General features: G+C 71.1%; 20 protein-coding genes and 5 tRNA genes. 17 read left to right on the top strand and 8 right to left on the bottom strand.

The window, feature by feature from the left end; translation table 11 throughout:
* Nucleotides 1-218 precede the first annotated feature (218 nt).
* The 7 genes from ACFWXC_RS36945 to ACFWXC_RS36915 all read left to right on the top strand — a co-directional run bounded on the left by ACFWXC_RS36945 (nucleotide 219) and on the right by ACFWXC_RS36915 (nucleotide 3,791).
* Nucleotides 219-2,468, top strand: a complete 2,250-nt coding sequence (locus ACFWXC_RS36945) for a FlgD immunoglobulin-like domain containing protein (RefSeq protein ID WP_384485741.1) — start codon at nucleotides 219-221, stop codon at nucleotides 2,466-2,468.
* A gap of 27 nt (nucleotides 2,469-2,495) precedes the next feature.
* Entirely contained in the window at nucleotides 2,496-3,227 is a 732-nt protein-coding gene (locus tag ACFWXC_RS36940; RefSeq protein ID WP_384485739.1) for an HAD family hydrolase, read from the top strand.
* Between the two features lie 91 nt (nucleotides 3,228-3,318).
* Nucleotides 3,319-3,390: transfer RNA gene (locus tag ACFWXC_RS36935), tRNA-Gln, on the top strand.
* Nucleotides 3,391-3,429: 39 nt separating this feature from the next.
* A tRNA-Glu gene (locus ACFWXC_RS36930) sits at nucleotides 3,430-3,502 on the top strand.
* A gap of 22 nt (nucleotides 3,503-3,524) precedes the next feature.
* Nucleotides 3,525-3,597 (top strand) — tRNA-Glu (locus tag ACFWXC_RS36925).
* Between the two features lie 21 nt (nucleotides 3,598-3,618).
* Nucleotides 3,619-3,690: transfer RNA gene (locus ACFWXC_RS36920), tRNA-Gln, on the top strand.
* Between the two features lie 28 nt (nucleotides 3,691-3,718).
* A tRNA-Glu gene (locus tag ACFWXC_RS36915) sits at nucleotides 3,719-3,791 on the top strand.
* 65 nt (nucleotides 3,792-3,856) lie between these two features.
* Here the strand turns inward: ACFWXC_RS36915 and ACFWXC_RS36910 are convergent.
* Nucleotides 3,857-4,501, bottom strand: a complete 645-nt coding sequence (locus ACFWXC_RS36910; RefSeq protein ID WP_384485737.1) for a MerR family transcriptional regulator — start codon at nucleotides 4,499-4,501, stop codon at nucleotides 3,857-3,859.
* A gap of 89 nt (nucleotides 4,502-4,590) precedes the next feature.
* On the opposite strand from ACFWXC_RS36910, the gene ACFWXC_RS36905 reads away from it, so the two are divergent.
* The gene (locus ACFWXC_RS36905) at nucleotides 4,591-5,103 is read left to right on the top strand and encodes a DUF4188 domain-containing protein (protein WP_384485735.1); all 513 of its coding nucleotides are present in this window, start codon (nucleotides 4,591-4,593) and stop codon (nucleotides 5,101-5,103) included.
* 84 nt (nucleotides 5,104-5,187) lie between these two features.
* Here the strand turns inward: ACFWXC_RS36905 and ndgR are convergent, their stop codons facing one another.
* Nucleotides 5,188-5,904 carry an IclR family transcriptional regulator NdgR gene (gene ndgR, locus ACFWXC_RS36900; RefSeq protein WP_003993203.1) on the bottom strand — a complete coding sequence of 239 codons (717 nt, stop codon included), beginning with the start codon at nucleotides 5,902-5,904 and terminating at the stop codon, nucleotides 5,188-5,190.
* Nucleotides 5,905-6,108: 204 nt separating this feature from the next.
* On the opposite strand from ndgR, the gene leuC reads away from it, so the two are divergent.
* The 4 genes from leuC to ACFWXC_RS36880 all read left to right on the top strand — a co-directional run bounded on the left by leuC (nucleotide 6,109) and on the right by ACFWXC_RS36880 (nucleotide 9,419).
* Nucleotides 6,109-7,539 (top strand): 3-isopropylmalate dehydratase large subunit, encoded by a 1,431-nt coding sequence (gene leuC / locus ACFWXC_RS36895; RefSeq protein ID WP_384485733.1) that lies wholly within the window; start codon nucleotides 6,109-6,111, stop codon nucleotides 7,537-7,539.
* Nucleotides 7,540-7,545: 6 nt separating this feature from the next.
* Entirely contained in the window at nucleotides 7,546-8,139 is a 594-nt protein-coding gene (gene leuD, locus ACFWXC_RS36890) for a 3-isopropylmalate dehydratase small subunit (protein ID WP_384485731.1), read from the top strand.
* Between the two features lie 288 nt (nucleotides 8,140-8,427).
* Complete coding sequence (locus ACFWXC_RS36885; protein WP_384485729.1) at nucleotides 8,428-8,658, top strand: hypothetical protein; 231 nt, start codon at nucleotides 8,428-8,430, stop codon at nucleotides 8,656-8,658.
* Nucleotides 8,659-8,798: 140 nt separating this feature from the next.
* Entirely contained in the window at nucleotides 8,799-9,419 is a 621-nt protein-coding gene (locus tag ACFWXC_RS36880; protein WP_384485727.1) for an HU family DNA-binding protein, read from the top strand.
* 114 nt (nucleotides 9,420-9,533) lie between these two features.
* Here ACFWXC_RS36880 and ACFWXC_RS36875 read toward each other — a convergent pair whose 3' ends face one another.
* A complete protein-coding gene (locus ACFWXC_RS36875) occupies nucleotides 9,534-9,737 on the bottom strand; it encodes a hypothetical protein (protein ID WP_365804061.1) in 204 nt (67 codons plus the stop codon).
* A 9-nt stretch (nucleotides 9,738-9,746) separates the two neighbouring features.
* Nucleotides 9,747-10,385, bottom strand: a complete 639-nt coding sequence (cofC, locus tag ACFWXC_RS36870) for a 2-phospho-L-lactate guanylyltransferase (protein WP_384485725.1) — start codon at nucleotides 10,383-10,385, stop codon at nucleotides 9,747-9,749.
* Nucleotides 10,386-10,562: 177 nt separating this feature from the next.
* On the opposite strand from cofC, the gene ACFWXC_RS36865 reads away from it, so the two are divergent.
* Genes ACFWXC_RS36865 through ACFWXC_RS36855 form a run of 3 tightly spaced genes read left to right on the top strand, consistent with a single transcriptional unit; the run spans nucleotide 10,563 to nucleotide 13,551 of the window.
* Entirely contained in the window at nucleotides 10,563-11,327 is a 765-nt protein-coding gene (locus ACFWXC_RS36865) for a lysophospholipid acyltransferase family protein (protein WP_384485723.1), read from the top strand.
* Nucleotides 11,324-12,334: an NAD(P)H-dependent glycerol-3-phosphate dehydrogenase gene (locus tag ACFWXC_RS36860; protein WP_384485721.1), complete on the top strand. Its 1,011-nt coding sequence runs from the start codon at nucleotides 11,324-11,326 to the stop codon at nucleotides 12,332-12,334. The genes ACFWXC_RS36865 and ACFWXC_RS36860 overlap by 4 nt, the downstream gene beginning before the upstream one ends.
* 59 nt (nucleotides 12,335-12,393) lie before the next feature.
* Nucleotides 12,394-13,551, top strand: a complete 1,158-nt coding sequence (locus ACFWXC_RS36855; protein ID WP_384485719.1) for a D-alanine--D-alanine ligase family protein — start codon at nucleotides 12,394-12,396, stop codon at nucleotides 13,549-13,551.
* 127 nt (nucleotides 13,552-13,678) lie between these two features.
* On the opposite strand, the gene ACFWXC_RS36850 is transcribed toward ACFWXC_RS36855, so the two are convergent.
* The gene (locus ACFWXC_RS36850) at nucleotides 13,679-14,164 is read right to left on the bottom strand and encodes a DUF3515 domain-containing protein (protein ID WP_384485717.1); all 486 of its coding nucleotides are present in this window, start codon (nucleotides 14,162-14,164) and stop codon (nucleotides 13,679-13,681) included.
* 20 nt (nucleotides 14,165-14,184) lie between these two features.
* Nucleotides 14,185-14,418: an Lrp/AsnC ligand binding domain-containing protein gene (locus ACFWXC_RS36845; RefSeq protein ID WP_352219363.1), complete on the bottom strand. Its 234-nt coding sequence runs from the start codon at nucleotides 14,416-14,418 to the stop codon at nucleotides 14,185-14,187.
* 206 nt (nucleotides 14,419-14,624) lie between these two features.
* Here ACFWXC_RS36845 and ACFWXC_RS36840 point away from each other — a divergent pair, with 206 nt between their 5' ends.
* On the top strand, nucleotides 14,625-15,590 hold the full coding sequence (locus ACFWXC_RS36840; RefSeq protein WP_351705346.1) for a thiamine-phosphate kinase: 966 nt from the start codon (nucleotides 14,625-14,627) through the stop codon (nucleotides 15,588-15,590).
* Complete coding sequence (gene thiD, locus ACFWXC_RS36835) at nucleotides 15,587-16,384, top strand: bifunctional hydroxymethylpyrimidine kinase/phosphomethylpyrimidine kinase (RefSeq protein ID WP_384485714.1); 798 nt, start codon at nucleotides 15,587-15,589, stop codon at nucleotides 16,382-16,384. The genes ACFWXC_RS36840 and thiD overlap by 4 nt, the downstream gene beginning before the upstream one ends.
* On the opposite strand, the gene ACFWXC_RS36830 is transcribed toward thiD, so the two are convergent.
* Nucleotides 16,378-17,604 (bottom strand): FAD-dependent monooxygenase, encoded by a 1,227-nt coding sequence (locus ACFWXC_RS36830; RefSeq protein WP_384485712.1) that lies wholly within the window; start codon nucleotides 17,602-17,604, stop codon nucleotides 16,378-16,380. The genes thiD and ACFWXC_RS36830 overlap by 7 nt on opposite strands.
* A 34-nt stretch (nucleotides 17,605-17,638) precedes the next feature.
* Nucleotides 17,639-20,692 carry a BTAD domain-containing putative transcriptional regulator gene (locus ACFWXC_RS36825; protein ID WP_384485711.1) on the bottom strand — a complete coding sequence of 1,018 codons (3,054 nt, stop codon included), beginning with the start codon at nucleotides 20,690-20,692 and terminating at the stop codon, nucleotides 17,639-17,641.
* Nucleotides 20,693-20,772: the final 80 nt, after the last annotated feature.

Here is a 20,772-nt window from a genome sequence, read left to right as displayed (position 1 = left end):
CCCGGCCTTCTTCCGCGGGGGCGTCCGCGGGGCTCCCGTTCAACCCCCCGGGACAAATGGCGGGGCGCCCCCGGCCGCTTCCGGGCGCCGCCCCTCACGCGACCCCGAGCCGTCTCCGAGAGTTAACCCCTACGGCCAAGTCCCGCTTCCTGAGCGGATCTTGGATGTCTCCTGTGCGCATGATGTGCAGGCGCACCCGGTAGCAGGGGGTGGGGGACGTGACCCGTTCACGGCACGCAGAGATCCGTTCGCGCAGGCTGGCCACGGCCGTCGTCGCCGGAGTGGTGGCTCTGACCTGCGTCGGAGCGACCTCGCCAGCGTCGGCCGGGCCCGTGGTCCCGCCGCCGGTCGGGTACGTCACGCTCAGGTCGTGGGAGCCGACCTACGTGTACTACATGTGGGCGGGGGCGTCCGGGTTCCAATGGGAACCCCGGACCTCCGTCGGCCCCGGCACCTGGGTGGACTACCCGGACTTCGTCCCGCCCGCGCACGCCGGCCCGGACGACCTGGCCACCGGCACCGACGTGGTGAGCACCTGGGACGAGGGTGCCAAGGTGACGCAGCAGCACCGTTCCACCGGCGTGACGGCCACCGTCACCATCCCGGCGGGCCAGACCTACAAGGCCACGTCCGGCTGGAGCGTGCTCACCCAGGACACCTCCGGCACCCCGCACGTCCTGCGCGCCGCGGCCGACGGCTCCACCACCGACCTCCCCGTGACCGGACTCCCCGCGGGCGCCCGGCCCACCGGTTACCTCCCGGGCGGCTCGGTCCGCCGCGCCGCGATCGTCTACACCCTGGACGGCACCACCTCCGTCGGCCTCGTGGACCTGAGCGACGGCACCTTCCGCACCTACGTCACGGGAGTGACCGCCGAACCGCCGGTCCGCTTCAACGACCGCTGGCTGGTCGCCGACTGGAGGTACATCCGTGTCGACGCGGACCCGGGCACCCAGCCCACCGGTATGACGCCCTGGGGCGCCGAGCTGGTGGCCGTCGTCGGTGACCAGCTCCTCACCGGCAACCCGGCGTTCGTCAACGGTGGCACCCAGCCCGCGCTGATGGCCCGCTCGCTGACCACCGGCGAGACCCGCACCGTCCTCGCGAACTCCTCCCGAGGAATGGGCCCGACCCCGGACGGCGGCGCGCTCGCCACCGCCGGCACCTCCAGCTTCGACTGGAACGTCCACCGCATCACCCCCACCGCGGACGGCGGAACCGCCACGAAGAAGGTGGCCCAGGTCCCGGCCGCCCCGATCCGGGCCGAGGGGCTGGCCATGGCCGGCGGCGAGCTGTTCCTGGACGGCAGGCAGGGCAACGGCCACACGATCTCCAGCTTCGCGCTCAACGCCGTCGGCGCGCCGGTCGGACCCCAGACCCGCCGCAGCCCCGCCCTGGCCGACCCGACCTGCCTCACGGGCGACGCCGCCTGTCCCCAGCTGGAGGCCCTCGGCGACGGGCACGTCACCCACCTGTTCACCGACTCCTCCGGCCGGGAGTACGTGATCGAGACCGGCCTCGACACCGCCTCCCTGCAGAACGTGCAGACCGGCGACTCCCGGGGCCGCATCGCCGGCGGCACCGGCCGCTACGTCCTTTACAACGGCGGTACGCCCGGCGTCCAGAAGATCGTCGACTTCCCGCGCGGCGCCACGGCCGGCAAGATCCTGCAGAGCCGGAACCGCACCACGGCGGCCCTGTGGGGCCAGGTCCTGTGGACGCCCGGCAGCACCAAGGGGTCGATCACCGGCCACGACCTGAAGACCGGTGAGACCACGACCACGGTCACCACCGGCTCCCGGTGCGTCCCCACCGACATCCAGGCCGTCAACAGCCGCCTCTACTGGAGCTGCGGCGCATCCGGCCCGGCCGGGGTCTACGACCGGGCGGCCAAGCGGAACATTCCGGTCCCCGCCGGCCCCTCCCCGGCCCGCCTCGGCGACGGCTTCCTGGTGCGCGAGAACCGGACCACCCACCAACTGCTGCTCACCGACGTCCACACCGGTACCGCGAAGACCGGCGTCGTGGCGGTGCTGCCCACGACCGACCAGAACACCGGCACCAGCAACGGCCGTTGGGCCGTGGACCGGTTCGGCGGCCAGATCGCCTACCTCGGCTATTACGACGAGGTGTGGATCGTCCCCAGCCGCGTGCCCACCTCGCCGCTCGCCCAGATGGACGCGCAGGTCTACTCGCCGTCCGTCATCACCAGGTCGGCGCCCTGGTCCCCGGTGTGGCAGCTGAACAAGCCGTCCACCTGGACCCTGACCCTCGCCACCCCCTCGGGCACGGTCCGGCGCACCCTGACCGGCACCTCCACGGGCGCGGCCGTACGCCCGGCCTGGGACGGCACCACCGACAGCGGCGCCGCCGCCGCGACCGGCAGGTACACCTGGAAGCTCACCGCCCGTCCCCGCGACGGCCAGGGCCGGACCCTGACCCTGACCGGCACGACGACCCTGGGCTGACGGCGCCCGCGGAGTACGGTCGGTGTCATGACGATCAGGGCCGTGGTCTGGGACGTGGACGACACTCTCTTCGACTACACGAGTGCCGACCGCGAGGGCATGCGGGCGCATCTGGTGGCGGAGGGGCTGCTCGCGCGCTGGGAGAGCGCGGAGGCGGCGCTGGTGCGGTGGCGGGAGGTCACCGACCAGCAGTGGGCGCGGTTCGCGGCGGGCGGGCTCTCCTTCGAGGACCAGCGGCGCGAACGGGTACGGGTGTTCCTGGAGGCGGAGCTGACCGACGCCGAGGCCGACGACTGGTTTCGCCGGTACCGAACGCACTATGAGGCCGTCTGGGCCCTCTTCCCGGACGTCCTGCCCGCCCTGGACGCGCTCGCGACCAGCCACCGACACGCCGTGCTGTCCAACTCCAGCCTCCACGTCCAGGACCACAAGCTGCGCACGCTCGGTGTCCACGACCGCTTCGAGGCCATCCTCTGCGCCGCCGAGCTGGGCGTCTCCAAGCCCGCGGCCGGCGCCTTCCTGGCGGCCTGCGCGGCGCTCGAACTCGCCCCGCACGAGGTCGCGTACGTCGGTGACCACCCGGAGATCGACGGGCGCGGTGCCGCCGACGCCGGGCTGCTGTCGGTGTGGATCGACCGCCACGGGCTGTCGGCCAGGGGCGACGCGTCCGCCGGTCCGCACCGGATCGCGTCCCTCGCCGAACTTCCCGCGATCCTCCGCGCCGATACCCGTTTTGGAGCCCCGTCCACCTTCAGGTAATGTTCTTCCTGCGCCGCCGGGGAGCGGGCCGAAAGGCCGGAACCGGAGGCGCGAAACTAGAACAAGATCCCCTCAGGGGCTTGCGTTCCAGTGGCCTATGGTGTAATTGGCAGCACGACTGATTCTGGTTCAGTTAGTCTTGGTTCGAGTCCAGGTAGGCCAGCTCGCAGAGCTCATCTGCAGGTGCGGATCACATCCGCAAGCCCCCGTTGTGTAGCGGCCTAGCACGCTGCCCTCTCAAGGCAGTAGCGCCGGTTCGAATCCGGTCGGGGGTACGGTGATCGAAGGATCGCTAGGGCCCCCGTTGTGTAGCGGCCTAGCACGCCGCCCTCTCAAGGCGGTAGCGCCGGTTCGAATCCGGTCGGGGGTACGAACTGGTCTAAACCATCATTGGTCTATGGTGTAATTGGCAGCACGACTGATTCTGGTTCAGTTAGTCTTGGTTCGAGTCCAGGTAGACCAGCTCGGATCTGCGGAAACGTAAGATCCACGCCCCCGTTGTGTAGCGGCCTAGCACGCCGCCCTCTCAAGGCGGTAGCGCCGGTTCGAATCCGGTCGGGGGTACAGGGAAAAGCGAGGCCCCTCACTTCGGTGAGGGGCCTTCGTCGTGCCGCCGTATGTCGTGCGGCTCACTCGAAGCCGTAGCGGCGGGCCGTCTCCTCCTCCTGGGCCAGCCGGTGCAGCGCCTGGAGCATCGGCTCCACCAGGACCGCGCTGGCCACCGCGACCTCCACCTTCTCCTCCTCCGACGGATGCGTCTCCAGGAAGTCCAGGTCGGTGATCGCCGCCTGATGCATCAACTTCGCGTGCGACACGAGGAGTTCGGCGTCCCAGTCGTAACCGAGCCGGCGGAACGCGGCCACCGCGACCACCAGCTGGCGGTACGCGGGGGAGATGGTCGTGAGCTGCTTGGCGTTCTCCCAGCCGAGGACGTCCAGCAGCGCGCCGACCTCCTGGTGCGCGCTCCGCACGAACTCGTCCTCGTCGTCCGGCTCCGGGACCTGCGGCAGCGCCCACAGCGCGGCGCCCACCCTGATCGTGCGGCCCAGCGAGCCGTCGTCGACATGCCCGAGCACCTCGCGGACCGTCGCGACGGGGATCCGGCCGACCTGGATCATCGCGCGGACCAGGCGGAGCCGGCGCAGATGCTCCTCGTCGTATTCCGCGGTGGTGGCGTTGACCTGGCGGCCCGGCGGCAACAGGCCTTCGCGCAGGTAGTACTTGATCGTCGCGGCGGACACACCGCTGCGCTCGCTCAGCCGGGCAAGCCGCATGTCTTGCGCCCTTCCTTGGTAAGTGCCACTATCCAAGCATCCAAGAGAAGGATAGTGCTGCTATCCGATGAGGATCCGGGGGTGTCGTCATGTTCGCCAAACCGATTCCGGGCCGTACGACCGCGGCACGTGAGGGTGACGCGGTGGTCCTGCTGATCGGCATGCGCGTCAATCACTTCTGGGCGGTCCACCAGTGGCTGCCGGTCGCGCTGTCGATGTTCCGCATGCTGCGGGAGCTCGAACGGGACCCCGGCCGAGGGCTGCTGGGGCGCGTCCTGCTGACGGCCTCGCCGCGGACGTACTACGTCGTCCAGTACTGGGAGTCGAAGGAGAAGCTGTACGCGTACGCGAGCTCGCCCGACCTGTTCCACCACAAGGCGTGGGGCATCGTGAACCGCAAGGAGCGCGCGGGGAAGCTCCACGGGCACGTGGGACTGTGGCACGAGGCGTATGTGGCACCCGAGGGTTCCTACGAGTCGATCTACTTCGACATGCCTCGCTTCGGCCTGGGCGCGGCGAGCGGGGTGGTGCCGGTGGAGCAGCGGGGACGGTACGCGAAGGACCGGTTCGCTCATAGGAGCGCCGGCAAGAGCGCCCCGTAAGGGGCCAGTCCCCGTCCGGAAAAGTCTCACCCCCTGAGAAAGGGCCTGCCGCGGCGTTGAGGCCGGCCCCTTCCCATGGGAGTGTCAGCCCGTGCGGCGCAGGGCCTCCGACAGCCGGCCCGCCGCGTCGATGACCGCCTGGGCGTGCATGCGGCCCGGGTGGCGGGTCAGCCGCTCGATCGGTCCGGAAACGGACACCGCCGCCACCACGCGGTTGGAGGGCCCCCGCACCGGCGCCGACACCGACGCGACCCCCGGCTCGCGCTCGCCGATGGACTGGGCCCACCCGCGACGGCGGACGCCCGACAGCGCGGTCGCCGTGAAGCGCGCGCCCTGGAGGCCGCGGTGCAGGCGCTCCGGCTCCTCCCAGGCCATCAGGATCTGCGCGGAGGAACCCGCCTTCATCGTCAGCGTCGAGCCGACCGGAACCGTGTCCCGAAGACCGGACAGGCGTTCCGCCGCGGCCACACAGATCCTCATGTCGCCCTGGCGGCGATAGAGCTGCGCGCTCTCGCCGGTGATGTCCCGGAGGTGCGTGAGCACCGGGCCCGCCGTCGCGAGCAGGCGGTCCTCGCCGGCCGCCGCGGCCAGTTCCGCGAGTCGCGGACCGAGAATGAAACGGCCCTGCATGTCGCGTGCCACCATGCGGTGGTGTTCCAGAGCCACGGCCAGCCGGTGAGCCGTGGGTCGTGCCAGTCCGGTGGCCCCGACCAGACCCGCGAGGGTGGCCGGACCGGACTCCAGAGCGCTCAGGACAAGGGCCGCCTTGTCCAGAACGCCGACGCCGCTACTGTTGTCCATGCAACGATACTCACGTCTCACTCTGTGAAACGCAAGTTCAATTTTCGATGGAACGCGCCACTCTGGAGAGACACAGTGGCCCGCGGACCAACGGGCCCGGCGGCGGACGCCCGGAACCACGACTTCAGGGGCCCGAGAACGGGCAGCCGCTACCTCAAGATCTCTAGTTGGGCCGGTGCACGTCTGCCGGCCGGAGGGAAAGCGATGGGTAGGACACTCGCGGAGAAGGTCTGGGACGACCACGTCGTCCGGCGCGCCGAGGGCGAGCCCGACCTCCTCTTCATCGATCTGCACCTGCTGCACGAGGTGACCAGCCCGCAGGCCTTCGACGGTCTGCGCCAGAACGGCCGCCAGGTGCGCCGCCTCGACCTCACCATCGCGACCGAGGACCACAACACCCCCACCCTCGACATCGACAAGCCCATCGCCGACCCGGTCTCCCGTGTCCAGCTGGAGACGCTGCGCAAGAACTGCGCCGAGTTCGGCGTCCGGCTGCACCCGCTGGGCGACATCGAGCAGGGTGTCGTGCACGTCGTCGGCCCGCAGCTGGGTCTGACCCAGCCCGGCACGACCGTCGTCTGCGGTGACTCGCACACCTCCACGCACGGCGCCTTCGGCGCGCTCGCGTTCGGTATCGGCACCTCCCAGGTGGAGCATGTGCTGGCCACCCAGACGCTGCCGCTGGCCCGCCCGAAGACCATGGCCATCACGGTCGACGGCGAGCTGCCCGAGGGCGTCACCGCCAAGGACCTGATCCTGGCGATCATCGCGAAGATCGGTACCGGCGGCGGCCAGGGCTACATCCTGGAATACCGCGGCTCCGCCATCGAGAAGCTCTCGATGGAGGCCCGCATGACCATCTGCAACATGTCGATCGAGGCCGGTGCCCGTGCGGGCATGATCGCCCCCGACGAGACCACCTTCGCGTACATCAAGGGCCGCGCCCACGCCCCCGAGGGCGTCGACTGGGACGCGGCGGTCGAGTACTGGAAGACCCTGCGGACGGACGAGGACGCGGTCTTCGACGCCGAGGTGCACATCGACGCCGCCGCCCTCTCGCCGTTCGTCACCTGGGGCACCAACCCCGGCCAGGGCGCACCGCTTTCGGCACAGGTCCCCGACCCGGCTTCGTACGAAGACGCTTCGGAGCGCCTCGCCGCCGAAAAGGCCCTGGAGTACATGGGGTTGGAGGCCGGCCAGTCGCTGCGCTCCATCAAGGTGGACACCGTCTTCGTAGGTTCCTGCACCAACGGGCGGATCGAGGACCTGCGCGCCGCCGCCGCGATCGTCGAGGGCCGCAAAGTCGCCGACGGCGTACGGATGCTGGTCGTCCCCGGCTCCGCGCGGGTCGGTCTGCAGGCCGTCTCCGAGGGCCTGGACGTCGTCTTCAAGGACGCCGGCGCCGAATGGCGGCACGCGGGCTGCTCGATGTGCCTGGGTATGAACCCGGACCAGCTGGCCCCGGGGGAGCGCTCCGCGTCCACCTCCAACCGCAACTTCGAGGGCCGGCAGGGCAAGGGCGGCCGTACCCACCTGGTGTCGCCGCAGGTCGCGGCCGCCACCGCCGTCCTGGGCCACCTGGCCTCGCCCGCCGACCTGTCCGACGCCGACGTTCGTACGCCCGCTGGAGTCTGATCAGCCATGGAAGCATTCACCACGCACACCGGCCGGGCCGTCCCGCTGCGCCGCTCCAACGTCGACACCGACCAGATCATCCCTGCTCACTGGCTCAAGAAGGTCACCAGGGACGGTTTCGAGGACGGGCTGTTCGAGGCCTGGCGCAAAGATCCCGAGTTCGTGCTCAACCGGCCCGAGCGGCAGGGGGCGACCGTCCTGGTCGCGGGCCCGGACTTCGGCACCGGCTCCTCCCGTGAGCACGCCGTCTGGGCGCTGCAGAACTACGGCTTCAAGACCGTCATCTCGTCCCGCTTCGCCGACATCTTCCGGGGCAACTCGCTGAAGAACGGCCTGCTCACGGTGGTTCTGGAGCAGAAGATCGTGGAGGCGCTGCAGGAGCTCACCGAGAACGACCCGCAGGCCGAGATCACCGTCGACCTGGAGAGCCGCGAGGTGCGCGCCGAGGGCGTCACCGCCTCCTTCGAGCTGGACGAGAACTCCCGCTGGCGGCTGCTGAACGGGCTGGACGACATCTCCATCACCCTCCAGAACGAGGCCGACATCGCCGCGTACGAGACCAAGCGGCCGTCGTACAAGCCGCGGACGCTCCAGGCCTGATCCGGAGCCCGCTTCCGGCCTGATCGACCACATCTGAATACGGCTGGTTTCAGCCACCGCCACACCCCGCCTGTACCCCCGATCGCCACGATTGGGGGTACAGCCATGTCTGCACCCGAACGGACGCTCGCGTTGTCGCAGGTCTTGCCAACTTCCCACGTTAGGACGGATGTTGTGTGGGTACGTGAGTGCTGTGTCCGCGGCTTCCGCAAGTGCTCGGAAGGCCATTTGAGGCGGCAGTTGCCCCCTGCGCAGGCGACAACTCGCCCCAGATGGCACAATCTGTGCATGGAACACGACGGCCAACTCCAGCTCTATGCGGCGGTCGCGGGCCAACTGAAGGAAGCGCACACAAGAGTGCGCGCACTGCAAGTCCCGGAGGGCGTACGGATGGCGCTGACCCGGAAGCTGCTGGTCATTACGGCCGCGGCCAAGCACGACCTCGCCGACGCGGCAAGGCGGCTGGAACGGTTCAATGCGGACCTTGACGTGGGTCGATTCCCCGAAGAGGAACGCTGACTGGACCGTCCTGGACGACCGAATCCGTTGCGGCACAAGGGTGATAAGCCCGTTTCGTGTTTGATTTGCGGTATATATCTGCCTAACGTGCGAAAAAGCTTGAACACTTTCGTTCTGGCGATGTCTCCGAAGGGGAAGACGTGAACAAGGCGCAGCTCGTAGAAGCGATTGCCGACAAGATGGGCGGCCGCCAGCAGGCCGCCGAAGCGGTCGACGCGGTTCTGGATGCCATCGTCCGCGCGACCGTCGCGGGTGACCGGGTCTCGGTCACGGGCTTCGGGTCCTTCGAGAAGGTGGACCGTCCGGCCCGTTACGCCCGCAACCCCCAGACGGGCGAGCGGGTTCGGGTCAAGAAGACCTCCGTACCGCGCTTCCGTGCCGGTCAGGGCTTCAAGGACCTGGTGAGCGGCTCGAAGAAGCTCCCGCGCGGCGGTGAGGTCGCGGTCAAGAAGGCGCCCAAGGGCAGCCTGACCGGCGGTGCTTCGGCGACGGTCAAGAAGGCGGTGGCGAAGAAGAGCACGGCCAAGAAGGTCACCGCGAAGAAGGTCACCGCGAAGAAGACGACGGCTGCCGCGAAGAAGACGACGGCCGCCGCCGCCAAGAAGACCACGGCGAAGAAGGCGACCGCGAAGAAGGCCACGGCCACGGCCAAGAAGACGGCCGCGAAGAAGGCTCCGGCCAAGAAGGTCACCGCCAAGAAGGCGCCGGCCAAGAAGTCGACGGCTCGCAAGGCCACCGCCAAGAAGACGGTTGCGCGCTAGGGCAGGGCTCGCTTCACAGCGGGGTTGGGATACTCACGCGACGGGCCGGACTCCCTTGGGGAGTCCGGCCCGCGGTGTGTTCATACAGCCCCGCGCCCCTTGGCCGGCCGCGCCTCAGAACGTCTGGAGTGTCACCAGAGTGACGCGGAGGTCGGCTCCGCTTCCCTCGGTCTCGATCCGGACCCGTTGACCCGGCCTGAGCAGGCGTAGCCCGCCCGCCTCGAACGCCGCCCCGTCGAAAGGCACCGGGGTCCCGTCGTCCAGCAGTACCTGGCCGCTTCTGCTGTCGGGGTCGTACGTGTATGCGGTCGCCTGCATGAGCGCAGCCTACTGGTCCGGGATCAGCAGCCGCGCTGCCACCGCCGCCGTGCGCGGGCCCACGCCGAGGGCCAGGGCCGTGCGCAGGTCCGCGCCGGTGTCCACGTCCTGGCGTACCGACTCCACGCCGGCCAGTGTCAGTTCCGTGGCGCCCGAGGCGGTGTGGCGGGCGCGGGAATCCGGGCCGAATACGGGCGCCAATTCATTGCCGGGGGTCGCGGCCAGCAAGGTGGTGCCGATAGCCGCCGCGTCCGCGAGAAAAGCGCGCGGGAATTCCGCGGCCGCGTCGAGCACGCGGGACAATTCCAGCGGACGCAACGCCGGCAGATCGGCGTTCAGGGCCGCCACCGCGCTTTCCGGACGCGACGCGCGTACGACCGCGGCGCCGTGCCGCAGGGCGGCGTTCAGGCCGCCTCCCGGCGTGTCCGGGACGATCCGCGCGCCCAGCGCCGAGAGCTCGCGCCCGGCCAGCGTGTCGTCCGTGACGACCGCCACATCCTTCACCGCCTGGCAGGCCAGCGCCGCGGCCACCGTGTCCTGCGCGAAGGCGAGGGCCAGTCCCGGACGCACACCGTCCGTCGCGGTGTCCGCGAGCCTGCTCTTGGCTCGCGCCAGGGGCTTGAGGGGTATCACCAAGGTCCACTGCACCGACGTACCGTCCCTCCCTCGTTGCCTCATTGTCACCCGGGCCCCGAGGCAGGCGCGGCAGTGAGGCGTACGGTGTTCCTCGACAGACCGGCGGACCGGGGCGACACTTCTCCCGGCCCCCGGTCCGGGAGAAGAAGTCCCGGAGACCGGGAAGAAGTCCTAGAGGAAGGTGTGCGCGTGCCCCGCCGGAGAATCGGCTTCTGGTACCGCTTCGCTGCGGTGCTCTGCAAACCGCCGCTGGTGGTCCTGATCAAGCGGGACTGGCGCGGAATGGACAACATTCCGGCCGAGGGCGGATTTATCACCGCGGTGAACCACAATTCCCACATCGACCCCTTCGCCTACGCGCACTATCAGTACAACACCGGGCGCGTTCCGAGATTCCTGGCGAAGAGCGGGCTTTTCAAGAAGGGATTCGTCGGCGCCGCCATGCGGGGCACCGGCCAGATCCCCGTCTACCGCGAGTCCACCGACGCCCTCAGTGCCTTCCGGGCCGCGATCGACGCCGTGGAACGCGGCGAATGCGTGGCTTTCTACCCTGAGGGAACGATCACCCGCGACCCGGACCAGTGGCCCATGACCGCCAAGACCGGTGCCGCCCGGGTCGCCCTGCAGACCAAGTGCCCGGTGATCCCGGTCGCCCAGTGGGGCGCCAACGAACTGCTGCCGCCGTACGCGAAGAAGCTCAACCTGCTGCCTCGCAAGACCCACCACGTCCTTGCCGGTCCGCCGGTCGACCTCTCGCGCTTCTACGGCAAGGACATGACCCAGGACGTCCTGAAGGAGGCGACCGAGGTCATCATGGCCGCCATCACCCGCCAGCTGGAGGAGATCCGCGGCGAGAAGGCCCCCGAGAGCCCCTACGATCCACGCCAGGTGCGGATCGAGCAGCGGCGCCGGACGCGTGCGCAGAGCGGTCTGGAAGAGGAGAGCGGCAAGTGAGCATGCCTGCCAAGGCGGCGGTCTTCAGCGCGGGTTCGTGGGGTACGGCCTTCGGGATGGTGCTCGCCGACGCCGGGTGCGAGGTCACCCTGTGGGCGCGGCGGGCCGAGGTGGCCGAGGCCATCAACTCCGGCCGTACCAACCCCGACTACCTGCCCGGCGTGGAACTCCCCGAGAACCTGCGGGCCACGACCGACCCCGCCGAGGCCGCGGCCGGCGCCGACTTCACCGTCCTGTCGGTGCCGTCCCAGACCATGCGCGCCAACCTCGCGGACTGGGCGCCGCTGCTCGCGCCCGGCACCACCCTGGTGTCCCTCATGAAGGGCATCGAACTCGGCACCACCATGCGGATGAGCGAGGTCATCGCGGACGTCGCCAAGGTCGGCCAGGACCGTATCGCGGTCGTCACGGGCCCCAACCTGGCCCGTGAGATCGCGGCCCGGATGCCGGCCGCCGCCGTGGTCGCCTGCACCGACGACACCGTCGCCCAGCGCCTCCAGGTCGCCTGTCACACGCCGTACTTCCGGCCGTACACCAACACCGACGTCATCGGCTGCGAACTCGGCGGCGCGGTCAAGAACGTCATCGGGCTCGCGGTCGGCATCGCCGACGGCATGGGGCTCGGCGACAACGCCAAGGGCTCGCTGATCACCCGCGGCCTCGCCGAGACCACCCGCCTCGGCATGGCGCTCGGCGCCGACCCGCTGACCTTCTCCGGACTCGCGGGCCTCGGCGACCTGGTCGCCACCTGCTCCTCGCCTCTGTCCCGCAACCACACCTTCGGCACCAACCTCGGCAAGGGCATGACCCTGGAGGAGACCATCGCGGTCACCCGGCAGACCGCCGAGGGCGTCAAGTCCTGCGAGTCCGTTGCGGATCTGGCCCGCCGGCACGGCGTGGAGATGCCGATCACCGAGACGGTGGTCGACATCGTGCACGAGGGCAAGCCGCCCGTGGTCGCCCTCAAGGAGCTGATGTCGCGCAGCGCGAAGCCCGAGCGACGCTGAGCGAACCCACCCCGCGGACGCTGTATCGGCGCCCTACCACCGGGTACTCTCAACCCGATATGAGCACCGAGAACCTCCCCCAGAACCCTGAGCAGCCCGCTCGCAAGCCGCGTGTGGCCGTCGTGTTCGGCGGTCGCAGCTCCGAGCACGGGATCTCCATGGTCACCGCCGGCGCCGTCCTGAGCGCCATCGACCGGACGAAGTACGACGTCCTGCCGATCGGCATCACCAGGGAAGGCCGCTGGGTGCTCACCGCCGACGCACCGGAGCGCATGGCGATCACCGACCGCCGTACGCCGGAGGTCGGGGACCTCGCCGAGTCCACCGACGGCGGCGTGCTGCTCCCCGTCGACCCGGCCAACCGCGAGGTCGTCTACAGCGAGCCCGGCTCCGTGCCCAAGGCGCTCGGCGAGGTCGACGTCGTCTTCCCGATGCTGCACGGCCCCTACGGCGAGGACGGCACCCTCCAGGGCCTCCTGGAGCTCTCCGGCGTCCCGTACGTCGGCTCCGGAGTGCTCGCCTCGGCCGTGGGCCAGGACAAGGAGTACATGAAGCGGGTGTTCACCTCGTTCGGGCTCAAGGTCGGCCCCTACCTGGTGATCCGGCCTCGCGAGTGGAAGCAGGACGAGTCCGCCGCCCGCAAGAGGATCGTCGACTTCGCGGGTGAGCACGGCTGGCCGCTGTTCGTGAAGCCCGCGCGGGCCGGCTCGTCGATCGGCATCACCAAGGTCGACGACCTCTCCGGCCTGGACGAGGCGATCGCCACCGCCCAGGCCCACGACCCGAAGATCCTGGTCGAGGCGGCGCTGCGCGGCCGTGAGATCGAGGTCGGCGTCCTGGAGTTCGAGGACGGCCCGCGCGCCTCGGTCCCGGCCGAGATCCCGCCGGCCGACACGCACGCGTACTACGACTTCGAGGCCAAGTACATCGACTCCACCCCCGGCATCGTCCCGGCCCCGCTGACGCCCGCGGAGACCGCCGAGATCCAGGCGCTCGCGGTGGACGCCTTCGAGGCCGCGTCCTGCGAGGGCCTGGTCCGCGCGGACTTCTTCCTCACGGAGGACGGCGACTTCGTGATCAACGAGATCAACACGATGCCCGGCTTCACGCCGATCTCGATGTACCCCCAGATGTGGCAGGCGAGCGGTATCGCCTACCCCGAGTTGGTCGACCGCCTGATCCAGGCAGCGCTGAACCGTTCGACAGGGCTTCGCTAGAAAGCGCCCCGAGCTGAAGCGCCCCCGAAAGGGGCGCGGGGCTGGTTCGACTTGCGGCTACCGCCGCGTGGGCGCGAGCAACCACGCACGACCCGCACCCGACGGATCGGCCTCAGCGCCATGGCGCCTAGTCGGCGATCCCCTCCGGAATCGCCTTCTTGACGGCAGGCGCCAGGCTCACCAACGGCGCCATGCCGTCCCCGGTCCGCTCCTTCGGGATCGTCACCTCGACATACGCCTTCCGCAACGTCGTGGTGAACCGGAACGATTTGTCGGCCTCCTGCTCCAGCAGCCACCCGACCCCGTTGACCTCGACCCCGTCGGCCTCCGGATCGGCCATCTTCGCAGGCCGCTCGATTCCACAGCGCAGTATGATCGCGGGGTCCCCCCAGCCCGCCGTCAGCGCGGAGGCAGGCTCGGGGTCACGCCGGGCGAGCTTGTCCACCTTCTTCGGCAACCCCTCGTCGAGGTTCCGGCACAGCTTGGCAACCGCCGCGCCCGGACTGGGAACCGCCGCCGACGGGGCGTCGTCTGCTGAGGAGCAGCCCGCCGCCGCGATCATCAGCACGGCGAGCGCGGGCAGACCGAATGGCCGGTGACGGAAAATGTTCACCGGCCAAGCCTAGACGGGGGCTACAGATGGACGACCGGGCAGGTCAGGGTACGCGTAATGCCCTCCACTTGCTGGACTCTCGCGACCACGAGCCGACCGAGTTCGTCGACTGTCTCCGCTTGTGCGCGCACGATGACATCGTACGGTCCTGTCACATCCTCGGCCTGGATGACTCCAGGGATCTTGCTGATGATCTCGGCGACGGTCGACGCTTTGCCGACCTCCGTCTGGATCAGGATGTACGCCTGTACCACGGAACCTCCAGGGCGGCCACGAGGATCATGTGGGGAAAAGGAACGCCACGGTATCGCGTCGCCGCTCACCGCGGGGAGACCTGCGCGGACAGGGGCTTGCGCGCCAGGGTGCAGCCACGACAGAAGTTGACGGTCACCTCGACCGTATCCAGGACGACGATGACGCGCGAGCGGGCACGGCAAGGCAGAGAAGGGGCGTAAGGGCAATGAAGGGCACTGTTGGTGAGCTGGGGGAGTTCGGGCTCATCAGGGAGCTCACCTCCCGTCTCACCACCACTCCGGCGGTCCGGGTCGGCCCCGGCGACGACGCCGCGGTGGTCGCCGCGCCCGACCGCAGGGTCGTGGCCAGCACCGACATCCTGCTGGAGGGCCGGCACTTCCGCCGCGACTGGTCCACGGCCTACGACGTGGGCCGCAAGGCGGCCGCGCAGAACCTCGCGGACATCGCCGCCATGGGCGCCGTGCCGACCGCGCTGCTGCTCGGCCTGGTCGTCCCCGCCGAACTGCCGGTGACCTGGCCCAGCGAGCTGATGGACGGCATCCGGGACGAGTGCCAGGTGGCCGGCGCCTCGGTGGTCGGCGGCGACGTGGTCCGCGGCGACACGATCATGGTCTCCATCACCGCGCTCGGCGATCTGCGCAACCAGGAGCCGGTCACCCGGGCCGGCGCCCAGCCCGGCGACCTGGTCGCCGTGACCGGCTGGCTGGGCTGGTCCGCGGCCGGCTACGCGGTGCTCTCCCGGGGCTTCCGCTCGCCGCGCGCCTTCGTGGAGGCGCACCGCCGCCCCGAGCCGCCGTACCACGCGGGCCCGGCCGCCGCCGGCCTCGGCGCGACCGCGATGTGCGATGTGAGCGACGGCCTGATCGCCGATCTCGGGCACATCGCCGAGGCCAGCAAGGTCCGCATCGACATCCGCTCGGGCGCGATCGACGTCCCGTCCCAGATGAACGACATCGGGCAGGCCGTCGGCGTCGACCCGATCCAGTGGGTGCTGACCGGCGGCGAGGACCACGCGATCGTGGCGACCTTCCCGCCGGACGTGAAGCTGCCCGCCCGCTGGAAAGTCATCGGGGAGGTCCTCAACCCGTCCGCGCTGCCGCAGGTGACCGTCGACGGGGCACCCTGGACCAGCAAGGGCGGCTGGGACCACTTCGGGGACATCGAGTCATGAGCCTCCCGCGCGTGCTGACGGTCGCGGGCTCCGACTCCGGCGGCGGGGCCGGGATCCAGGCCGACCTGAAGACGATGCTGGCACTGGGCGTGCACGGCATGAGCGTGATCACGGCGGTGACCGCGCAGAACTCCGTCGGCGTGCAGGGCGCTTGGGAGCTGCCGGTGGCGGCGGTGCGGGCCCAGTACCGGAGCGTGGTCGACGACATCGGTGTGGACGCGGTGAAGACCGGGATGCTCGCCTCGGCCGAACTCGTCGAGACGGTCGCGGAGTTGATCGCCGGGACCGACGCGCCCGTGGTCGTCGACCCGGTGGGCGTCTCCAAGCACGGCGACTCCCTGCTCGCCGCCTCCGCCCTCGACTCGGTCCGCACCAAGCTCCTCCCGCTGGCCACCGTGGCCACCCCCAACCTCGACGAGGTGGCCCAACTCACCGGAGTGCGGGTCGAGTCGGAGACGGAGCTGCGCCGGGCCGCGGCGGCCGTGCTGTCGTACGGGCCGAAGTGGGTGCTGATCAAGGGCGGGCATCTGCCCGGTGAGGCCGTGGACCTGCTCACGGACGGCACGGACGAGTTCCGGCTGCGCGCCCCCCGGCACGACAACCGGCACACGCACGGCACGGGCTGCACCCTCGCGTCCGCGATCGCGTCGCAGCTCGCGAAGGGGCGGTCCGTACCGGAAGCGGTGGCGGCGGCCAAGGAGTACGTCACCGGGGCGATCGCCGCCGGGTTCGCCCTCGGCGCCGGGATCGGGCCGGTGGACCACGGCTGGGCCCTGGGCAGGGGCCCTCAGTAGGGATACTCCCGCAGCTTGATGTCGGTGGCCGCCTTCTCCGTCATCTTCTTGAAGATGCGGGCCAGCGGGCGTGAGCCGAGGACCCGGTACATGCGGTCCCGGTTGCGGATGCGCCGCTCGGTCGGCGGGGCGAAGAACGGGCCCGCGTTACCGGAGATCTTCTGGCAGCCCTTGGCGAAGTCCCGGATCCGGGTCTCGTACTCGGCGAACGCGGTGCGGTGGTCGCCGCCCGCGAGGGCGAGTTCACCGGCGAGGACATAGGCGCCGACGACCGCCACCCCCGTCCCCATCCCGCCCATGGTCGCCCCGTACCCGGCGTCCCCGAGCAGCACCACCCGCCCCTCGACCAGGCGGTCGACGTGGATCTGGGCGATCGCGTCGAAGTACAGGTCGTCGGCCTCTTCGAGGGCCTTGAGCAGGGTCGGGCCCTCCCAGCCGAAGCCGGCGAAACGTTCCGCGACGATCCGCTTCTGCGCCGTGACGTCCCTGCGGCCGTACGACAGCTCCTCGGACCGGAAGACCAGCAGCGCACCCGCGCGGTGCGGGTCGCCGTCGTAGTTGCCGATGACGGCCGCGCGGCCGGGCTCGCTGTGGACCCGGCCGGTGCGGTCCAGGCCGAGGTGGTTGGGGACGTCGAAGCCGGCCACGTAGTGGTCGAAGAAGCGCAGGTAGCGGGACTCGTCGCCGAAGGCGAGCCGGCGGGTGTGGGAGTGCAGGCCGTCCGCACCGACGACCAGGTCGAAGCGGCGCGGGGCGCCCTGCTCGAAGGTGACGTCGACACCGTCGGCGTCCTGGGCGAGGGAGGCGATCGAGTCGCCGAAGACGTACTCGACGTCGTCCTCGGTGCGCTCGAACATCAGCTGTGCGAGGTCGCCGCGGAAGATCTCCACGTCACCGCTCATCAGCTCGGCGGGCAGGTCCACGCGCGGGCTGCCGTCGGCGTCCACGACGGTCTGGCGGCCCATGTGGGTCTGGCGGGCGTGGATCTCGTCCCAGATGCCCATGGAGGTCAGGACGGTGCGGTGGACATGGCCGCGGAAGTCGACCGCGAAGCCGCCGCCGCGCAGTGCCGGGGCCTTCTCGACGACGGTGACGCGGGCGCCGAGCCGGACGAGGTTCAGGGCGAGGGCGGCGCCGGCGACGCTGGCGCCGGAGATCAGGACGCTGAGGTGGCCGAGGTTCTTCGGCGTGGGGTTCTTCGGTGTGACGTGCGTTGTCATGCGATGAGCTTCGGCGGCGCCGCTGACCGTCCTCCTACCGTTCGCTGACCGCGGCCGACCCCAGCCGCCGGCCCCGCTCGAAGGCCTGGTCGTAGGCCTCGGGCGACAGCTTCGCGCGTACGTCCTTGTCGGTGCGTACGACGTCGGGGTCGGCCTCGGCCCGGGCACCCCGCAGTGCTGTCGCCGCGCCGAGCAGGACGGCGGCCCGCTCGGCGGTGTCGGCGACGGACGCCCACGCGTCGGCCGTCTCGGCGAGTTTGAAGGCGCCCGGCCCCTCGACGGCGAGTTCGGTGGCCTGCCGGAACCACTCGCGCGCCTCCTCGGCGCATCCCTCGGCGGCGGCCGTGCGGCCGAGCCCGATGAGGATGCGGACCGTCTCGCCGACGCTGAACCAGTTGGCGGCACACTCCTGGAGGGCGGTCCCGTAGTGCACGCGCGCGCGTGCCGTGTTCCCGGACAGCCGTGCCGTGTCGCCGAGCTGACGCCGGGCACCCGCCACCTTGTCGGGGAGCCCGGCACTCCGGGCCAGCGTCAGTGCCCGCTCGAAGTGGGCTTCGGCGCCTTGCGCGTCGCCCTGGTGCAGCAGCACGGTGCCACGGCTGCGCAGCAGATCGGAGGTCTCCTCGGGGGCCGCCACCTCGCGCATGTACGCCAGCCCCTCGTCCAGCAGCTCCAGGGCGCGCGGTGAGTCCCCGCGCGCGTGGGCGAACATGCCGAGCGGGTCGAGGCAGTTGGCCATCCCCCAGCGGTCACCCGTCGCCCGGAACCCGGCCAGCGCCCTGGTGAAGCACTCCTCGGCCTCCCGCGGCCGGCCCGTGTAGTACTCCTGGAAACCCAGGCCCACGTCGAGCAGCGCACGGGCCCAGGGATCGTCGCCGGCCAGGGCGAGCGCCTGCTCGTTGGTCGCCGGCCGGGGGCCGACCGCGAGCGACCACAGCATGAGGATGTACGGCAGCCGCAGGGGGCCATCGTGCGCGGCCAGCAGGGCGTCCACGCGCGCGACGAGCTCCTCGTCGCCACCCGCTGCACCGCCGGCCGCGTGGTCGCCGTCGCCGAGGAGCACGTTGATCGCGCACAGCACGTACTCCTCCGTCAGCCCCGGCGGCGGCGCGTCCCCCACGGCGGCCAGCAGTGCGCGTGCCGACGTCACCTGTTCGCCGTGCAGCCCGCGCAGCCGCCAGAAACAGGACAGGACGGCCATCAGGCGCAGGGCGTCCTCGGGGCCGTGGCGCACGAGATGGCGCAGGGCCGCGTCCAGGTTGCCGTGCTCGGCGGACAGCCGTTCCAGCCAGGGCAGCTGCCCGCCGCCACGGAGTTTCGGCTCGGCCTCCTCGGCCAGCCGCAGGAAGTACCCGGCGTGCGCGTCCCGCAGGCCACCCGGGTCGGGCAGGTCCGCGGCGGCGAACGCGCGGATCGTCTCCAGCATCCGGTAGCGGCCCTCGGACACCTCCAGGAACGACTTCTCCACCAGCGAGGCCAGCAGGTCCTCCGGATACGGCAGCCCGCACACCGCCTCGACGGCCGCCAGCGTCGCGCCCCCGGAGAACACCGTCAGCCGGCGCGCCAGCTCCCGCTCCTCCTCGTCCAGCAGATCCCAGCTCCACTCGACGACCGCGCGCAGGGTGCGGTGCCGGGGCGCCTTGGAGCGGTCGCCGCGCGACAGGAGCCGGAAGCGGTCGTCCAGGCGGTCGGCGAGTTCGTCGGGGGTGAGGGTGCGCAGCCGGGCCGCCGCCAGTTCGATGGCCAGCGGCAGCCCGTCGAGGGCGGCGCAGATGTGCGGCACGCGCGCGTGGCCGTCGAAACCGGGGCGCACCGCGCGGGCCCGGTCCAGGAAGAGCCGCTCCGCCGGTTCCGGCGGCAGCGGGGGCACCGGGACCAGGACCTCGCCGGTGATGTTCAGGGACTCCCGGCTGGTGGCGAGGATCCGCACGCCCGGGCAGGAGGCGAGGAGCAGGGCGGCGATCTTGGCGGCCGCCTCGACCAGGTGCTCGCAGTTGTCGAGGACGAGCAGCAGCTCGCGCTCCTCCAGGGCGGCCAGCAACCGGTCCGTGGTGTCGGCGGCAGGGCTGCGCAGACCCTCGCGGACGCCGAGGCCGGTGAGGACGGCGTACGGGATCTGGGAGCCGTCGCCCAGCGGCGCCAGCTCGACGAAACAGACGCCGTCACCCGTGCGCGCAGTCTCGTCCGTGATCGCGGCTTCGATCTTGTTCGCCGCCTCGACCGCCAGCCGGGTCTTGCCCGCACCGCCGGGGCCGGTGAGCGTGACCAGGCGGGAGCCGGCCAGGAGGCCGGCGATCCGGGCGAGCTCGGGCTCACGGCCGACGAACCGGGTGAGCTGGCCCGGGAGCCGGGGCCGCCCGGGCTCCGCGCCCCTGAGCAGCTCCAGGTGCAGCGCGGACAGCTCCGGCGAGGGATCGGCGCCCAGCTGGTCGGCGAGGGCGCGACGGGCCTCCTCGAACACCGTGAGCGCCTCGGCGGGCCGCCCGCTCGCATGCAGGGCCCGCATCAGCTGCCCGTACAGCCGCTCGCTCAGCGGATGGGCGGCCAGCAGCGCCCGCACCTCCGCCACCAGGCCGGAACCCTCGCCGAGCGCCAGATCCGCCTCGATCCGGTCCTGCACGGCGGCCAGCCGCAGCTCTTCGAGCCGCGCGGCCTCGGCGTGCGCGTCCGGGAGGTCGGGCAGCGCGGGGCCGCGCCACAGGGCGAGCGCCTCCCGGAGCCGGGCCGCCGCGTTCCGGTGGTCGCCGGCGGCGAGGGCGGCACGGCCGACCGCGGACCGGGTTTCGAACTGGTGCACGTCCACGGTGTCGGGGGCGACGGCGATTCGGTAACCGGTGGCGGTGGCCTCGATCCCCGCGTGCGGTGCCAGACGTCGGCGCAGCCGGGAGATCTGGGACTGGAGGGCGTTGGCGGCTCCGGCGGGCGGCTCGGCGCCGTACAGACCCTCGGCGAGGCGCTGTGCGGAGACCGCGCGGCCGGCGTCCAGGAGCAGCAGGGTGAGCAGCGCGCGGGGGCGGGGGCCGCCGGGGTCGACGGGGGTGCCGTCATCGGCGCGTATGTCCAGGGGGCCGAGGATGCCGAAGCGCATGCGCCCAGCTTGGCAGGGCCCGGTTTGCCGGGGTTCCGATTTTCGGGCACGGCTGACCGGGCCGGCTTTCGGGCCGGCTT

Source organism: Streptomyces sp. NPDC058683 (assembly GCF_042716195.1).
Lineage (GTDB): Bacteria > Actinomycetota > Actinomycetes > Streptomycetales > Streptomycetaceae > Streptomyces.
Note: the sequence above shows the minus strand (reverse complement) of the source record. Positions and strands in the feature narration are given on the sequence as shown.

What these genes read in the sequence shown, in the direction of transcription:
- ACFWXC_RS36940 (WP_384485739.1), top strand. Translation starts at nt 2,496, where the DNA reads ATGACGATCAGGGCCGTGGTCTGGGACGTGGACGACACTCTCTTCGAC.
- ACFWXC_RS36910 (WP_384485737.1), bottom strand. Translation starts at nt 4,501, where the DNA reads ATGCGGCTTGCCCGGCTGAGCGAGCGCAGCGGTGTGTCCGCCGCGACG.
- ACFWXC_RS36905 (WP_384485735.1), top strand. Translation starts at nt 4,591, where the DNA reads ATGTTCGCCAAACCGATTCCGGGCCGTACGACCGCGGCACGTGAGGGT.
- ndgR (WP_003993203.1), bottom strand. Translation starts at nt 5,904, where the DNA reads ATGGACAACAGTAGCGGCGTCGGCGTTCTGGACAAGGCGGCCCTTGTC.
- leuC (WP_384485733.1), top strand. Translation starts at nt 6,109, where the DNA reads ATGGGTAGGACACTCGCGGAGAAGGTCTGGGACGACCACGTCGTCCGG.
- leuD (WP_384485731.1), top strand. Translation starts at nt 7,546, where the DNA reads ATGGAAGCATTCACCACGCACACCGGCCGGGCCGTCCCGCTGCGCCGC.
- ACFWXC_RS36885 (WP_384485729.1), top strand. Translation starts at nt 8,428, where the DNA reads ATGGAACACGACGGCCAACTCCAGCTCTATGCGGCGGTCGCGGGCCAA.
- ACFWXC_RS36875 (WP_365804061.1), bottom strand. Translation starts at nt 9,737, where the DNA reads ATGCAGGCGACCGCATACACGTACGACCCCGACAGCAGAAGCGGCCAG.
- ACFWXC_RS36855 (WP_384485719.1), top strand. Translation starts at nt 12,394, where the DNA reads ATGAGCACCGAGAACCTCCCCCAGAACCCTGAGCAGCCCGCTCGCAAG.
- ACFWXC_RS36840 (WP_351705346.1), top strand. Translation starts at nt 14,625, where the DNA reads ATGAAGGGCACTGTTGGTGAGCTGGGGGAGTTCGGGCTCATCAGGGAG.
- thiD (WP_384485714.1), top strand. Translation starts at nt 15,587, where the DNA reads ATGAGCCTCCCGCGCGTGCTGACGGTCGCGGGCTCCGACTCCGGCGGC.
- ACFWXC_RS36830 (WP_384485712.1), bottom strand. Translation starts at nt 17,604, where the DNA reads ATGACAACGCACGTCACACCGAAGAACCCCACGCCGAAGAACCTCGGC.
- ACFWXC_RS36825 (WP_384485711.1), bottom strand. Translation starts at nt 20,692, where the DNA reads ATGCGCTTCGGCATCCTCGGCCCCCTGGACATACGCGCCGATGACGGC.